The organism is Loktanella sp. SALINAS62, assembly GCF_018263905.1.
Lineage (GTDB): Bacteria > Pseudomonadota > Alphaproteobacteria > Rhodobacterales > Rhodobacteraceae > Loktanella.
This window is the reverse complement of the sequence record NZ_JAAFZU010000030.1, coordinates 1-13,988: the sequence shown is the minus strand read 5'-3', so window position 1 is coordinate 13,988 and position 13,988 is coordinate 1. Positions and strand designations below refer to the sequence as shown.

16 protein-coding genes are annotated in these 13,988 nt (G+C 62.9%); 8 read left to right on the top strand and 8 right to left on the bottom strand.

Annotated features, from left to right (window positions below; genetic code table 11):
* Positions 1-25: 25 nt before the first annotated feature.
* Entirely contained in the window at positions 26-544 is a 519-nt protein-coding gene (locus GZH79_RS11310) for a hypothetical protein (RefSeq protein WP_211643897.1), read from the bottom strand.
* 234 nt (positions 545-778) lie between these two features.
* Between GZH79_RS11310 and GZH79_RS11305 the strand changes: the two genes are divergently transcribed.
* Both GZH79_RS11305 and GZH79_RS11300 read left to right on the top strand, forming a co-directional pair.
* Complete coding sequence (locus GZH79_RS11305) at positions 779-1,495, top strand: response regulator (RefSeq protein ID WP_211643896.1); 717 nt, start codon at positions 779-781, stop codon at positions 1,493-1,495.
* Positions 1,492-2,832: an ATP-binding protein gene (locus GZH79_RS11300; RefSeq protein ID WP_211643895.1), complete on the top strand. Its 1,341-nt coding sequence runs from the start codon at positions 1,492-1,494 to the stop codon at positions 2,830-2,832. Before GZH79_RS11305 ends, GZH79_RS11300 begins: the two co-directional genes overlap by 4 nt.
* Here the strand turns inward: GZH79_RS11300 and GZH79_RS11295 are convergent.
* The 7 genes from GZH79_RS11295 to GZH79_RS11265 form a co-directional block, all read right to left on the bottom strand.
* Positions 2,829-3,857 carry a phosphotransferase family protein gene (locus GZH79_RS11295; protein ID WP_211643894.1) on the bottom strand — a complete coding sequence of 343 codons (1,029 nt, stop codon included), beginning with the start codon at positions 3,855-3,857 and terminating at the stop codon, positions 2,829-2,831. The genes GZH79_RS11300 and GZH79_RS11295 overlap by 4 nt on opposite strands.
* Before the next feature lie 70 nt (positions 3,858-3,927).
* Positions 3,928-4,356, bottom strand: coding sequence for a carboxymuconolactone decarboxylase family protein (locus tag GZH79_RS11290; protein WP_211643893.1), 429 nt, complete (start codon positions 4,354-4,356; stop codon positions 3,928-3,930).
* Positions 4,353-5,207, bottom strand: coding sequence for an alpha/beta hydrolase (locus tag GZH79_RS11285; RefSeq protein ID WP_211643892.1), 855 nt, complete (start codon positions 5,205-5,207; stop codon positions 4,353-4,355). The genes GZH79_RS11290 and GZH79_RS11285 overlap by 4 nt, the downstream gene beginning before the upstream one ends.
* A gap of 35 nt (positions 5,208-5,242) precedes the next feature.
* Positions 5,243-6,754, bottom strand: a complete 1,512-nt coding sequence (locus tag GZH79_RS11280) for a malonyl-CoA synthase (protein ID WP_211643891.1) — start codon at positions 6,752-6,754, stop codon at positions 5,243-5,245.
* 143 nt (positions 6,755-6,897) lie between these two features.
* The gene (locus GZH79_RS11275) at positions 6,898-7,704 is read right to left on the bottom strand and encodes a metal ABC transporter permease (protein WP_211644017.1); all 807 of its coding nucleotides are present in this window, start codon (positions 7,702-7,704) and stop codon (positions 6,898-6,900) included.
* Complete coding sequence (locus GZH79_RS11270; RefSeq protein ID WP_211643890.1) at positions 7,704-8,474, bottom strand: metal ABC transporter ATP-binding protein; 771 nt, start codon at positions 8,472-8,474, stop codon at positions 7,704-7,706. Before GZH79_RS11270 ends, GZH79_RS11275 begins: the two co-directional genes overlap by 1 nt.
* Complete coding sequence (locus tag GZH79_RS11265) at positions 8,471-8,989, bottom strand: transcriptional repressor (protein ID WP_211643889.1); 519 nt, start codon at positions 8,987-8,989, stop codon at positions 8,471-8,473. Before GZH79_RS11265 ends, GZH79_RS11270 begins: the two co-directional genes overlap by 4 nt.
* A gap of 56 nt (positions 8,990-9,045) precedes the next feature.
* On the opposite strand from GZH79_RS11265, the gene GZH79_RS11260 reads away from it, so the two are divergent.
* From GZH79_RS11260 to GZH79_RS11235, 6 genes are all read left to right on the top strand, one after another.
* Entirely contained in the window at positions 9,046-10,092 is a 1,047-nt protein-coding gene (locus GZH79_RS11260) for a zinc ABC transporter substrate-binding protein (protein WP_249219132.1), read from the top strand.
* 93 nt (positions 10,093-10,185) lie between these two features.
* Positions 10,186-10,782 carry a DUF2796 domain-containing protein gene (locus tag GZH79_RS11255; RefSeq protein WP_211643887.1) on the top strand — a complete coding sequence of 199 codons (597 nt, stop codon included), beginning with the start codon at positions 10,186-10,188 and terminating at the stop codon, positions 10,780-10,782.
* Positions 10,779-11,474 carry an ABC transporter ATP-binding protein gene (locus GZH79_RS11250; protein WP_211643886.1) on the top strand — a complete coding sequence of 232 codons (696 nt, stop codon included), beginning with the start codon at positions 10,779-10,781 and terminating at the stop codon, positions 11,472-11,474. Before GZH79_RS11255 ends, GZH79_RS11250 begins: the two co-directional genes overlap by 4 nt.
* Positions 11,471-12,718, top strand: a complete 1,248-nt coding sequence (locus tag GZH79_RS11245; RefSeq protein WP_211643885.1) for an ABC transporter permease — start codon at positions 11,471-11,473, stop codon at positions 12,716-12,718. Before GZH79_RS11250 ends, GZH79_RS11245 begins: the two co-directional genes overlap by 4 nt.
* Positions 12,715-13,230, top strand: a complete 516-nt coding sequence (locus GZH79_RS11240) for a DUF3299 domain-containing protein (protein ID WP_211643884.1) — start codon at positions 12,715-12,717, stop codon at positions 13,228-13,230. Before GZH79_RS11245 ends, GZH79_RS11240 begins: the two co-directional genes overlap by 4 nt.
* Positions 13,224-13,736, top strand: a complete 513-nt coding sequence (locus GZH79_RS11235; RefSeq protein ID WP_211643883.1) for a DUF3299 domain-containing protein — start codon at positions 13,224-13,226, stop codon at positions 13,734-13,736. Before GZH79_RS11240 ends, GZH79_RS11235 begins: the two co-directional genes overlap by 7 nt.
* Positions 13,737-13,988 lie beyond the last annotated feature (252 nt).

Sequence of the window (13,988 nt, the reverse complement as noted above, 5' to 3'; positions counted from 1 at the left end):
CACGTGGCACCGCCCCGGCACAGACTTAACCGCCGTTGTGGCGCCCCATGTCGATGGTGCCGTCACCGTCACGATCCATCCGGCGTGTCATCAGGTTCATGCGCGTGTCCATTTCCTCTGCAGTGACGGACCCGTCGCCGTCGGCGTCCAGTTCCTGAAACATGTCAACCATCCGGCTGCGCATCATTTCTGCGTAAAGCGACTGAAATTCTTCAAGGTTCAGGTTACCGTCGCCCGATGTGTCGGCGGCATCGACACGCGCCGCCCGGAACGCCTGCAATTCGTCCACGGTCAGCGTGCCGTCGCTGTTGGCGTCGGCCTGCATCAGGATTTCGCCCATCATGCCGCGACCGCCACCCATGCGCCCACGGTGGCCCGCTTTGCCACCGCCGCCATGGCGTGCGTGACGAACGCCATCAGCGGCGGGGGCGGTCTGCACACTCTGGCTATCGGGTGTGGTTTCCTGTGCGGTGGCGACCATCGCGCCACTCGCCGCCAGGGCCACGGCAAGAAATGTCATCGGCAAAAGTTTTGTGTGTGTCATCGCGTGATCCTTTCAAGATCGATGTCCGCCGGGACGATCTGTCCCGCGCTGACCCTGATTTACCGACCCATGACCATTGATGTGTGTCAGCGCGCCGGTGTCTTTGTCGCCAATTGTCACAACATCGGACGCTGACACATCTTGCGACAAACTTCGTGCGAAATGATCGACTCGGCACTGGATCGGGACATGCCAAGCCCGCTATCACGGGGCAACCCAGACCGGATGACAGCCATGCGCGACGCAGAGACGCCCCAGATCCTGATCGTGGACGATGCCCGCGATATCCGCGAGCCGCTGGGGCAATATCTGCGCAAACAGGGATTTCGCACGCAACTGGCCGCAAATGCCGGTGACGCGCGCCGCGTGCTGGACGACTCGCGGATCGCGCTGGTGGTGCTGGACGTCATGATGCCGGGCGAAGACGGGCTAAGCCTGTGCCGCTGGCTGGTCGAACATAAGGGGCCGCCGATCATCCTGTTGACCGCGATGGCCGATGGCACCGACCAGATTGTCGGGCTGGAGATGGGCGCCGACGACTATATGACAAAGCCGTTCAACCCGCGCGAGCTGCTGGCGCGCATCCGCGCGGTGCTGCGCCGTGTGCCGGAACCCGCGCCCGCGGTGCCCACCGACCGGCGGCGGTTCGCAGGCTGGGTGCACGACCCCGGCGCACTGTCGCTAATCCATCAAGACGGACGTGCCGTTGGTCTGACATCGGGGGAAAACCGGTTGCTTGGCATCTTTCTGGATCATCCCGGCACTGTCCTGAACCGGTCGCGCCTGCTGGACCTGACCGCAGGCCGCGATACAAAGGCCTATGACCGCGCCATCGACAACGCTGTCAGCCGCCTGCGCCGCAAATTGGAAGACGACCCTGCGCGTCCTGCGTTGATCGTCACGGAATGGGGCGGCGGTTACCGTCTGGTGGCCACGGTGGACACCGTATGATGCGCCTGATCCCCGACGGTCTGGCGGGACGGTTTCTGTTGTTGCTGGCGACAGCACTGATCGCGGCCAATGTCGCGGCATTGATCCTGCTGGCGATGGACCGCGACAAGATGGACCGGGCAGCCATTGTCGATCGTGAAATCGAACGCGTCCTGTCGCTGGTTCCGGCACTGGAGGCTGTGCCACCTGCCGCGCGTATGACAATCGCAAGCGACGCCTCGACCCGGTTTTCACGCGTCAGCGTCACGCCTGTCCCGCTGGTCGGTGACATCGCGGCACGTGCACCGCAGGCACAGGCGTTGACCCGCGCGTTGTCGGAACGGTTGCCGGACCGTGATGTGCGGGGCGCGATCCTGCCGCTGGGGCGTGACGGGCGTGACGGAATGCACCGCCGTGGTGGTGCCATTGCAATTTCGATCCGTCTGGGCGGTGGCGGGGGGCAGTGGATGAACCTTGCGACCCGCAACGTGCCACCGGGATCGCCGGGGTTCGATGACCGGATGTTCTTTATGCTGCTGGGCCTGTCGCTGGTGTCGACGCTGGGGGTCAGCGCGCTGTTTCTGCGCCGACTGACGCGACCCTTGTCACATCTGGCGGCGGCCACACGCGCCGCCGGGCGCGGTGACCGCAGCGCCCGTGTGCCAGAGCAGGGCGCGCGCGAGTTGCGGCAGGTCGCGGCGGCCTTTAACGCGATGCAGTCCAGCATCGCGCGTTTCGACGCGGAACGGATGCGCACGATGGGGGCCGTCGGGCACGACCTGCGCACGCCCATTACGTCGCTGCGGATCAGGGCCGAAATGCTGGACCCCGTCGACGCGGCCCCGATGATCCGCACGCTCAACGACATGACAGTGATGGCCGACGGTCTTGTCGCCTTTGCCAAAGGATCGGCAGAGGCGGAACAGACCGTGACACTGGACCTGTCGGCGCTGCTGACCCGCCTGACCGACGAACGCGGTGCAACGCTGACCACGTCCGGCCCGGTGCGGGTGCGCGGGCGTCCCGTGGCGCTGGGCCGTGCGTTGGGCAACCTGATCGACAACGCGCTGCGCTATGCGGGATCGGCAGCGGTGGCCATCGATGCGTCAGCGCAATTGGTCACGGTCACGATCACGGATGACGGTCCGGGGATCGCACCCGACCGGCTGGACGCGATGTTCGATCCGTTCGTGCGGGGCGATGACAGCCGCAGCGCAGATACCGGCGGGGCGGGTCTTGGCCTGTCGATTGCGCGCAATATCATCCTGTCCCACGGCGGCACCGTGACGCTGGCCAACCGCGCGACCGGCGGTTTGCAAGTGAGCGTGGTTTTGCCGCGTGGCGCGACGCAGGATTAGGTTTCCAGCGCGGCTAGCCCGCCTTTGGCAAATTGCGGAACCAGTTGCTCTGCCCGCCGCCCGCCTTCGGGGTTGGACGCGTTGCCATCCAGCGACCGGCGGAACACACCCTGCAGGATCGCGGCCATCCGGAAAAAGCAAAAGGCGACGTAGAACCCCAGATTGTCGATGCGTGCGATCCCGCGGCCTTCGCAGTATCGCGCAACAAATTCGTCGTCCGACGGCAGGCCAAGCGCGCCCCGGTCCACCCCCATCAGGCCACGCGTATCGGGGCCGGGGGGCATCTGCCATTGCATCAGAACGGCAGCAAGGTCGGCATAGGGGTGGCCGGTCGTCGACAGCTCCCAGTCCAGCACGGCCAGACAACGGGTGCCGTCCCGTTCAAACATCATGTTGTCGATACGGTAATCCCCGTGGACCAGCGTGCGTTGGCCGTCGTCGGCGGGACGATGGTCCGCCATCGCGGCGATCAACGCATCCATTGCGGGCAGCGGGGTTGTTTCCGCCGCCTTGTACTGCTGCGTCCAGCGCCCGATCTGGCGTTCCAGATAATTGCCCGGCGGGCCGTAGTCGCCCAGCCCGACCACGTTGATATCCACGTTGTGAAGGGCAGCCAGCACGCGGTTCCAGTCGTCCATCAGCGCCCGCCTGTCGGGCGGCGTCAGTCCGTCCAGCGTCGGTTCGTTGAAATTCCGCCCATCCACATGGTCCATCACATAGAAATCGGACCCGATGATTGCGGGATCCTGACACAAAAGATGCACCTGCGCGACCGGCACATCGGTATCGGCCAGCGCGCGCTGCACCCTGAATTCGCGATCAACCGCATGGGCCGATTTCAGCAAGACGCCGGGGGGTTTGCGCCGCAGCACATAACGCCGTTTCGGCGTATCCAGCCGAAACGTCGGATTGGACTGGCCGACCTGAAACTTTTCAGCCGCCACCGGCCCCTGAAAGCCGGGCAGATGCGTTGTCAGATAGCGTTCGACCGCATCTAGATCCAGCGTTTGCGTATCCTGTGTCATGCCTGCAGTGCCCCCCCGAAACCTGCGGTCAGCAAACCGCAGAAGCGGCATGGGCGCAATGCATCGCGGTTCAGTCCGCCGTTGCGTCAGGCGGCGTTTGTGTGGGCGCGTCACTGGCCGGGATGTCGTCCAGCACGCGGCGGGCGGCGCGGAAACATTCCAGCGCTTGCGGCACGCCGCAATAGATGCCGATCACGTGGATGATCGCACGCAGCTCGTCACGGGTCACGCCGTTGGCGATGGCCCCCCGACAGTGCAGTTCCCATTCGTGCATCTTGCCCAATGCGCCGATCATCGACAGGTTCATCATGCTGCGGGTTTTGGCGTCGATCACGTCGTCGCCCCAGCCGAACCCCCAGCACCATGCGGTCATCGCGTCCTGAAAGGGGCGCGTGAAATCATCGGCAGCCGCCAGATTGCGGTCGACATAGTCGGCCCCCAGTGTGGCCCTGCGCCGTTCCAGACCCTTCAGGAACAGATCTTCGTCGAATGTCGTCATGCGGTGTCCTTTCGCGTATCTGTGGGGGCTGTGTCGTCGGCCAACCAGCGGCGCACCAGCGCGCTGTCAGGGGTGCAAAGACCATCCAATACGCTGAAATGATCGTGGTTGCCGTCCAGAATACAATCCGTCGGCAGGTCCAGCCCGTTCCAGATCGCCGCCAGCAGGCGCGACTGGCGGATGAACTCTGGCCGCTCGCCGCCACCGACCCAGCAGGTCAATGGCACAGCGCGGGCCGGGCGGTGCAGCACGGGGCTTTCGGCCTGTGCTGTGGCCTGATCAAGCTTCAATGTCGTGTTCATCCGCGTGTGGCACAGGGCGCGCAGATCGTGGACGCCGCTGATCGACACGACCCCGGCAATCCGGTCAAGCACGGCGCGCGGCAGCGGGGTATCGTCGCAGATCATCCGTGTCACCAGATGGCCGCCTGCAGAATGCCCCGCCAGCCGCAATGGCCCTGTGACCATCCCGGCAGCACAGGCAATCGCTGCACCAATCTGTTGCGTGATGCCTGCGATGGCTATGTCAGGGGCAAGTGTGTAGCCGGGCAGGCAGACTGCCCAGCCGCGCGCCACGGCGCCTGCCGCCAGATGGGTCCATGTCTGCCGGTCGGTCTGCATCCAGTAGCCGCCATGCACGAACACCGCCAACCCTAGCGGCGGACCATCAGGCCATATCAGATCAAGCCGTGCGCGTTCGGCATTGCCATAGGCGATACCCTGATCGATCCGCACGCCGCTGGCACGGTAGGCCGCTGCCGCCTGTGTCCACTGGTCGGGCAAACGATCCGACCCCGGTATATGCGCCATATTGGCAAAGGCATCGTCCCAGTCCCGGATCGGGTCCAGCATGGCATTATGTCCTGATATGGTGACGGGGCGGGGCGTCAGGTGAACAGATCTGCATGTTGGGTGCGCAGCAGGTTTTTCTGCACCTTGCCCATCGTATTGCGCGGCAGCGTTGTCACCGGGATCAACCGCTTGGGGTGTTTGTAACGCGCCAGCCGGTCCCCGATGGCATTACGGATCGCGTCAGGGTCAAGGGTTTGACCCGGTTGCGCGACCAGCACGCCAACGACGGCTTCGCCCAGATCGGGGTGCGGCACGCCGATCACGGCACTTTCCAGGACGCCGGGCTGGGCATCCAGTTCCTGTTCGACCTCTTTGGGATAGACGTTGTATCCCCCCGAAATGATCAGATCCTTGTTGCGGCCCACGATGGTCACATAGCCGTCGGCATCGATTTGCCCCAGATCGCCGGTGATGAAAAACCCGTCGGGGCGTAGTTCCTCTGCCGTCTTGTCGGGCATTTGCCAGTAGCCTTGGAACACATTGGGGCCACGCACCTCGATCTGGCCAATGTCACCCTGCGGCAGCGTTTGGCCCGTTGCGGGATCGGTGATTTTCAGCGCGACGTCAGGCAGGGGGAACCCCACGGTGCCCGCCCGCCGTTCGCCATCATAGGGGTTGGATGTGTTCATGTTGGTTTCGGTCATGCCGTAGCGTTCCAGAATCCGGTGCCCGGTGCGGCGTTCGAAATGCATGTGCGTCTCAGTCAGCAACGGGGCAGAGCCGGAAATGAACAGCCGCATGTTTGCCACCAGATCCGCGTCGAACCGGGGATCATCCAGCAGCCGGGTGTAGAATGTCGGAACACCCATCAGCGCCGTGGCGCGCGGCAGTTCAGCGATCATCCGGTCCAGATCGAACCCCGGCAAGAATATCATCGCGCCGCCCGCCAGCAGCGTGATGTTGGTGGCGACGAACAGCCCGTGCGTGTGAAAGATCGGCAGGGCATGCAGCAGCACGTCGTCCGCCGTAAAACGCCAATAATCCGTCAGGGTACGGGCATTCGACAACAGGTTGTCCTGGCTCAGCATTGCGCCTTTGGATCGCCCCGTCGTGCCAGAGGTGTAAAGCAACGCCGCCAGATCGTCGCCGCTGCGTTTTGCCGTGGGAAAGCTTTCGGGCCGGTGGGCGGCGGCGGCGGCGAAATTGCCTGATCCATCCGCGTCCAGTGCCATCAAGGTTGCGTCATGGGCGGTTGCGATCGGTGTCAGCGCGTCCGCCGCGCGGGTGGTGCCCAGCACCAGCCGGGCACCGGAATTGCCGATGAAATAATCCAGCTCTGCGGGTGTGTAGTCGGTGTTCAATGGCAAAAAGACAACGCCGGACTGGGCACATGCGGCATAAACGGCCAAGGCATGTGGTGATTTGTCGATCTGTGCCGCCAGCCTGTCGCCGGGGCGCAGGCCCGCGTCCGTGATCGCATGGGCATAGCGCGCGGCAAGCCGCAGAAATGCGTCATGCGTGATCGTGCTGCCATCGGGGACATGCAGAAACGGTGTGTCCCTGCCTGCATGGCGGCCGAACAATGCGTCATAAAGCGGGTTGGCCATGGCAGGTGTCCATTGGTCAGGCGTTGATCGGCCATTGGCCGTGTCAGGTCCGGCAGTTGTTGTCGTTTTCGCCACCCCATGCAAGCCCGCCGCGCAAGGTGCCATCAGACATCGCGCGACCTTTGCCCCGCTAGACGATATGCCTAGCGTGGTTTGCGATCCCGTGTTTGCAGCGTCCGCAAAAGACTGGTCGCCAGAAACACGACCGCTGCGACGCAGACGATGGACGGCCCGGCAGGCGTGTCAAACGTATAGGCCGCCCGCAGCCCCACGACCGCCGCCGCCGCACCGATCAGCGCCGCAATCAGCGCCATCTGTTCGGGCGTGCGCGACAGCGGGCGCGCTGCGGCGGCGGGAATGATCAGCATGGCGGCAATCAGCAAGACGCCCACAACCTTGATCGCGACGGCCACCGTGATCGCCAGCGCCACGGTCAGAACCAGTTGTTCGCGCCGCGGATCGATACCGTCGGCATAGGCCAGTTCCTCGCTCAGGGTGGCGGTCAGCAGGGCGGACCAACGCCATGCGATCAACCCGACGACAAGTGCCGCACCCGCCCAGATCACGGCCAGATCCCCGCGCGACACGGCCAGAATGTCACCGAACAGATAGGCCATCAGGTCGATGCGGACGCCCGACAGGAACGACACCGCCACCAGCCCGAATGCCAATGCGGAATGGGCCAGGACGCCCAGCAGCGTATCCATTGCATAGCCGCGCCCGGTCAGCAGCGTCACTGTCAGCGCCATGATCAGTGCAACAGCGACCGCGCCCGCAAAGATCGACAGGTTCAGCGCCAGCGACAACGCAACGCCAAGGATCGCGGCATGCGCCGTTGCATCCCCGAAATAGGCCATGCGCCGCCAAACGACAAAGCTGCCCAGCGGGGCGGCAGCACAGGCCACGCCGACACCCGCCAGCATGGCGCGGGTCATGAAATCATCCAGCATCATTCAGCCGCCTTTGTCGGATGCGCGTGCGCATCATGTCCGTGGGCGTGGTCACAGGTGTCGTCATGGGCGTGGTCGTGATCGTGACGATACAGCGCCAGCGCGCCGCCCGTCCCGGTGCCGAACAGCGCGCGATATTCGGGGGCTGCCGATACGATGTCGGGCGTCCCTTCGCAGCAGACATGACCGTTCAGGCAAATGACCCTGTCGGACGCGCTCATCACGACGTGCAATTCGTGGCTGATCATCAGGATGGCACAACCGGTGGTCCGGCGCACATCCTCGATCTGGCGGTAGAATGCGGCTGACCCGGGCTGATCCAACCCTTGCGTCGCCTCGTCCAGCAGCAGCAGTTCGGGTTCGTTGATCAGGGCGCGCGCCAGCAGGACGCGTTGCGTCTGGCCCCCGGACAGGTCCGACATCTGCCGTCCCGACAGGTCCGGCACACCGGCGCGGCGCAACGCCTGTGCGCAGGCACTGCGTGCAATGCCACCGGGCAGCCGCAGGAACCGTTCCACGGTGATGGGCAGCGTCGGGTCGATATGCAGCTTTTGTGGCACATAGCCGACGCGCAACCCGGTTCTTTTGCGGATATGCCCCTGCGATGGGCGTGCGGCACCGATCAGGGCGCGCAGCAGCGTTGTCTTGCCGGAACCGTTCGGCCCGACGATGGTGACGATCTCGCGCGGCGCGATGGCCAAGGATACATTTCGCAACACCTTTTGCGCGCCGTAGCCGACGCTGATGTTTTCAACGGATACCAGATTCATGGGGTGGGCGATTTCGCGCAAGAGGGACACAGCCCCACCGCTTCGACCATGGTGCGTTCGATCTGAAAGCCGACCGCGCGGGCGGCATCGCCCAGACTGCCACGGGCCGGTGCGGATTGTGCCTCTGCGACGTTGTCACAGGACCGGCAGATCAGAAAGGCAGGGGAATGGTTGGCGCCGGGATGGGCGCAGGCGATAAAGGCGTTCAGGCGTTCGATCTTGTGGGCGAAGCCATTCGCCACCAGAAATTCCAGCGCGCGGTAGGCCACGGGCGGCTGTGACCCGAACCCCGCATCGCGCAAGCGGTCCAGCATTTCATAAGCGCCCAGTGCACGATGTTCCTGCAACAGGATTTCAAGCGCCTTGCGGCGCACCGGGGTAAACCGCAGGCTGTTACCTGTGCAAAACGCCTCCGCCGACGCGACGGCGGTGCTGATGCAGTCATCGTGATCATGCGTGTCGAACCCGACTGGATCGGTAGGGGACAAAGATCCGGTTCCCGTGCCGCTTGTCATGTTATTACATTTCCTGTAAGAAATTTGTAACGTTATATAATCACATGGAGACACCCTTGTCCAGAAACCTTGCCCCCCTGACTGCTGCGGCCGCGCTGCTGGCAGGAACAGCGCTTGCGGATGCGCCCGCTGTCGCGGTCGATATCGCCCCGGTTCATTCGCTGGTGGCCCGCGTCATGGATGGTGTCGGTGCGCCGTCGTTGATCGTGGCCCCCGGTGCAACCCCGCATGAATACAGCCTGCGCCCGTCAGAAGCCGCAGCATTGCAGGGGGCTGACCTTGTATTTTGGGTCAGCGCAGACCTGACGCCTTGGTTGGGTGACGCGATCGGCACGCTGGCCACCAATGCGGCTGTGTTCGAACTGCTGGAAACAGAGGGCACGACAGAACTGCCCGTCCGCGAGGGTGCCCTGTTCGAAGTCCACGCGCATGAAAACGACGACACTGCCGAACACAGCGAAGATCACGCCGATCATGATGATCATGACGCCGAACATACTGACGATCATGCAGGCGACGCAGATGATCACGCCGCAGGTCATGACGACCACGCAGATGATCACGCCAGTGACGACGCCGAACACGATCACGGCGACCATGATCCGCATGCGTGGCTATCCCCAGACAACGCGTCGGTCTGGCTGGATGTGATCGCACGGGCCTTGTCTGATGCGGACCCTGAAAATGCCGCGACCTATACCGCCAACGCCGATGCGGGACAGCAGGAACTGGATAGCCTGCGTGCAGAGATTGACGCCATTCTGGCCCCTGTGCGCGACGCTCAGTTCATCGTCTTTCATGATGCCTTTCAATATTTTGAAAACGCATTCGACTTCCCGTCATCGGGCGCGATTTCCGTGTCGGACGCGACCGATCCCAGTCCGTCGCGGGTTGCTGAAATTCAGGCGCGTGTCGCACAGCAAGACGTGACCTGCGTGCTGTCAGAACCACAGTTCAATCCTGGCATCATGGCCGCCGTCATGGATGGGTCTCCCGCGCGCAGCGGTGTGCTTGATCCGTTGGGGTCCGACCTTGAACCGGGTGCCGCGCTCTATCCTGACATGCTGCGGAATTTGGCGACCGCTCTGGCGGATTGTCTCTAACGGTCATTCAGCTTTGAACATCGGGCCAATGCGGCGCAAAGGCGTTGCCTTGGCCCTCTGAACAACGATCAGATACGAATAAAGGGAATCATTATGAAAACGTATGGACTCGCGATTCTGGCGGCTGTGGCCGCAGCACCCGTGATGGCGCAGGAGACCCGCGAAATGGACAGCCATGTGCATGGTGTCAGCACCATGACGCTGGTGGTCGAAGGGGACAGGCTTGAAATCGAGCTTACATCGCCCGGCGTGAACATCGTCGGCTTTGAATACGCGGCAAGCAGCGACGCGGACAAGGACGCCATTGCACAAGCGCTCCGCGCCATGCTGGTCACCGAAAATATCGTGTCTTTGCCCGACGCGGCGCAATGTCGCCTGACCGATGTCGCGGTGAATTTGAACGCTGACGACGATGAACACCATGACGACCATGGCGATGATGCGCATAACCACGACGACGATCATGACAATGCCGACGCTGAAAACGCCGACAGCGCTGAACACACCGAATTTCATGCGACCTATGGCTTTGACTGCGGCGATCCTGCCGCATTGACCCGCATCGGCCTGCCGTTCTTCGATCAATTCCCGAACGCGCAGGAAATCGAAGCGCAGTTTGTGACCGATGCCGGTGCCAGTGCCGCCGAAATCGACCGTGATACCGCAGAACTGGTGTTGAACGACGCATGACCGTACCCGCCCTTGCCCTGACCGATGTGACATTTACCTGGCCGGGGCAGGGCGGGTTTACGCTGAATTGCCCGGCGTTCCAGATCGCGCAGGGGCAAAGCGTGCTGCTGCTGGGGGCCAGCGGGTCCGGTAAATCGACGCTGCTGTCGTTGGTCTGCGGGATCGCTACGGCGCAATCGGGGCAGGTCATGGTCGACGGCAACGATCTGGGTGCCCTTCGGGCCGGTGCGCGGGACAGGCTTCGTGCGGAACGGATCGGCGTGATTTTTCAGCAGTTCAATCTGCTGCCCTATGCCCGCGTGATCGACAACATTCTGTTGCCCCTGCGCTTTGCGCCGGGGCGCCGCGCCCGCACAGGTGATCCCCGTGCAGAGGCGGCCCGGCTGTGTGCGGCGCTTGGCCTGCCGGTCGATGTGTTGACGACACAGGCGGGACGGCTCAGCGTCGGGCAACAGCAACGTGTCGCCGTGGCGCGTGCGCTGATCGGTGCGCCCGCGCTGATCGTTGCGGATGAACCGACATCGGCGCTGGACGCCGCGACGCAGGGCAATTTTCTGGATCTTCTGTTCGATCAGGTGACCAGGGCAGGGTCCACGCTGTTGATGGTCAGTCACGACGAACGGCTGGGCCAGCGGTTCGACCGCGTCATCCGGCTGGAAGAGATCATCAAAACCCAAAGGACCGCCGCATGATCCTGCGTCTTGCCAGCCAATCGCTGATGGCGCGCGCGCTGACCGTCGGTATGACCATTCTGGCCATCGCATTGTCGGTGGGGCTGTTTCTGGGGGTGGAAAAGGTGCGCACCGGTGCGCGGGCCAGCTTTGCCGATACGATTTCGGGCACTGATCTGATCGTGGGCGCGCGGTCGGGGTCGGTGCAACTGTTGCTGTATTCGGTCTTCCGGATCGGCAATGCCACCAACAACGTGACATGGGAAAGCTATCAGGACATCGCCGCGCGGCCACAGGTGGACTGGATTGTCCCGATCTCGCTTGGGGACAGTCATCGTCAGTTCCGGGTGATGGGAACGACGCCTGCGTTTTTCGACCACTACCAGTATCGCGGCGGGCGGTCATTGGACATTGCCGAAGGCCATGGGCTGGACGACCTGTACGACGCGGTGATCGGTGCCGATGTGGCGGCGACACTGGGGTATGCCGTGGGTGATCCGATCATCGTGTCGCACGGGCTGGCGTCGTTTACCGACCACACGGATCAGCCGTTCCGGGTGGCGGGGATCATCGCAAAGACGGGAACGCCCGTGGACCGCACCGTGATCGTCACGCTGCAGGCGATAGAGGCCATTCACGTTGATTGGCAGAACGGCGGCAACACCGGTCGCAGCACCCCGGTCGATGTCATCCGCCAGATGGACCTGACACCGACCGCAATTACCGCCGCCCTTGTCGGTGTGGAATCGCGATTGCAAATCTTTGGCCTGCAACGCTGGATCAACGAATATCCCGAAGAACCGTTGCTTGCCGTGCTGCCCGGTGTCGCCCTGCAAGAACTGTGGCAGATCGTGGGCATCGCGGAAACCGCCCTGATCGGGGTATCGGCGCTGGTGGTCGTGACCGCGCTGATCGGCATGATGGCGATGATCTTTTCCAGTCTGAATGAACGACGCCGGGAAATGGCAATCTGGCGCGCGATGGGCGCGCGGCCCGCAACGATCCTTGGCTTATTGGTGACAGAGGCTGTGTTGATGGCGGCCCTGGGTGGGGCGCTGGGCCTGATATTACTGTATGTCAGCTTGTTTGTGGGCCAGCCTTGGATCGATGCCGCGTTCGGCATCTGGCTGCCGATTGCCCCGCCGACATTGCGCGAGGCATGGGTTCTCGGCATTGTGATGGTCGCTGCGGCTGTTGTTAGCCTGTTTCCGGCAATACGGGCCTATCGGTTGTCGCTCGCTGATGGCATGATGGTGAGGATATGATGAAAAACCTTACATTGACGCGCCGGCACTTCGGGCTTTTGGCCGCCGCCGGCATCGTGGCACCCGCGCGCGGATTTGCGCAGCCCTATCGTGAAATCACATGGGATGATCTGATCCCGCCCGGCGTGCCGTATTCGGAAATCATCGCCGACGGCGAAAAGGACGAAGTCAACGACACGTGGTCCCCGATTTTTGACGAAAACGGCGTCAAGCTGAACACCGCGCTGAATGGTCAGGTGATCCGGATGCCGGGTTATATCATTCCGCTCGAAACCGTGGCCGATGGTGTCACGGAATTTGTGCTGGTGCCTTATGTCGGTGCCTGCATCCATGTGCCACCGCCGCCGCCCAACCAGCTGGTGTTCGTGACGGCCAAAAATCCATGGCCCAGCGACAACCTGTGGGACGCGATCTGGGTCACCGGGCAAATGTCCACCAACCTGCGATCGACCGATCTGGGCGACATCGGTTACGAACTGGCGGCCCTGAACATCGAAATCTACGAATGGTGACACTGCCGATCACCCGGCGCGGGCTGTGCCTTGGACTTGCTGGACTGGCCGGTTTGCGAGCGACCGGGTTGCGCGCGGACGACATCGTGGACCTGCAATGGCGGGATTTGGTGCCGGAGAATCAAGACTACATCCCGCCCGCACTTCAGGGATTCGGACCGCATGACGAAACGGCGATGGCCAGCCAGCAGCCGGCGTCGTCAGGGATCCGGTCGGATTGGAACGGGCGCATTGTGCGGCTGTCCGGTTTTATCATCCCATTGGATTTCGATGGTCAGGGGGTCACGGTTTTCATGCTGGTTCCGTTTGTCGGCGCCTGCATTCATGTGCCGCCGCCCCCTGCAAACCAGCTTGTGCTGGTGACGACTGAACGACCGTTCGAATCCGACCGGCTGTTTGCGCCGATCACAGTGACAGGCATGTTCGGCGCCGCCGCGACACAAACCCAACTGGCAGAGGTCGGTTACGCGCTGTCCGCTGACGACATCACGCCTTACCGCACCTGACGCGGTTTTTCCGGCATTGTCGTGACCTGGCCGATGCCAACGCGTATCTGTACATCTTGTGGCTTTGGCCGTTTTTATGTGCTGGGTCAGGCACCTTATGTGCTGGGTCAGGCACCGGTGGAAGCTTGGCTCGTGTTTGAAACAAGCCGCCGTAGAGTCGCGTATGTTGATTTGCACCCAGAACTGAGCCGTTAAGGCGCATTATTTTCACTGAGAACTGAGCCATGTGAACCTTTCCCCAAAGCATAAAGC

What these genes read in the sequence shown, in the direction of transcription:
- GZH79_RS11275 (WP_211644017.1), bottom strand. Translation starts at nt 7,704, where the DNA reads ATGCTGGATGATTTCATGACCCGCGCCATGCTGGCGGGTGTCGGCGTG.
- GZH79_RS11280 (WP_211643891.1), bottom strand. Translation starts at nt 6,754, where the DNA reads ATGGCCAACCCGCTTTATGACGCATTGTTCGGCCGCCATGCAGGCAGG.
- GZH79_RS11250 (WP_211643886.1), top strand. Translation starts at nt 10,779, where the DNA reads ATGACCGTACCCGCCCTTGCCCTGACCGATGTGACATTTACCTGGCCG.
- GZH79_RS11235 (WP_211643883.1), top strand. Translation starts at nt 13,224, where the DNA reads ATGGTGACACTGCCGATCACCCGGCGCGGGCTGTGCCTTGGACTTGCT.
- GZH79_RS11310 (WP_211643897.1), bottom strand. Translation starts at nt 544, where the DNA reads ATGACACACACAAAACTTTTGCCGATGACATTTCTTGCCGTGGCCCTG.
- GZH79_RS11285 (WP_211643892.1), bottom strand. Translation starts at nt 5,207, where the DNA reads ATGCTGGACCCGATCCGGGACTGGGACGATGCCTTTGCCAATATGGCG.
- GZH79_RS11305 (WP_211643896.1), top strand. Translation starts at nt 779, where the DNA reads ATGCGCGACGCAGAGACGCCCCAGATCCTGATCGTGGACGATGCCCGC.
- GZH79_RS11300 (WP_211643895.1), top strand. Translation starts at nt 1,492, where the DNA reads ATGATGCGCCTGATCCCCGACGGTCTGGCGGGACGGTTTCTGTTGTTG.
- GZH79_RS11240 (WP_211643884.1), top strand. Translation starts at nt 12,715, where the DNA reads ATGATGAAAAACCTTACATTGACGCGCCGGCACTTCGGGCTTTTGGCC.
- GZH79_RS11295 (WP_211643894.1), bottom strand. Translation starts at nt 3,857, where the DNA reads ATGACACAGGATACGCAAACGCTGGATCTAGATGCGGTCGAACGCTAT.
- GZH79_RS11255 (WP_211643887.1), top strand. Translation starts at nt 10,186, where the DNA reads ATGAAAACGTATGGACTCGCGATTCTGGCGGCTGTGGCCGCAGCACCC.
- GZH79_RS11265 (WP_211643889.1), bottom strand. Translation starts at nt 8,989, where the DNA reads ATGACAAGCGGCACGGGAACCGGATCTTTGTCCCCTACCGATCCAGTC.
- GZH79_RS11245 (WP_211643885.1), top strand. Translation starts at nt 11,471, where the DNA reads ATGATCCTGCGTCTTGCCAGCCAATCGCTGATGGCGCGCGCGCTGACC.
- GZH79_RS11290 (WP_211643893.1), bottom strand. Translation starts at nt 4,356, where the DNA reads ATGACGACATTCGACGAAGATCTGTTCCTGAAGGGTCTGGAACGGCGC.
- GZH79_RS11270 (WP_211643890.1), bottom strand. Translation starts at nt 8,474, where the DNA reads ATGAATCTGGTATCCGTTGAAAACATCAGCGTCGGCTACGGCGCGCAA.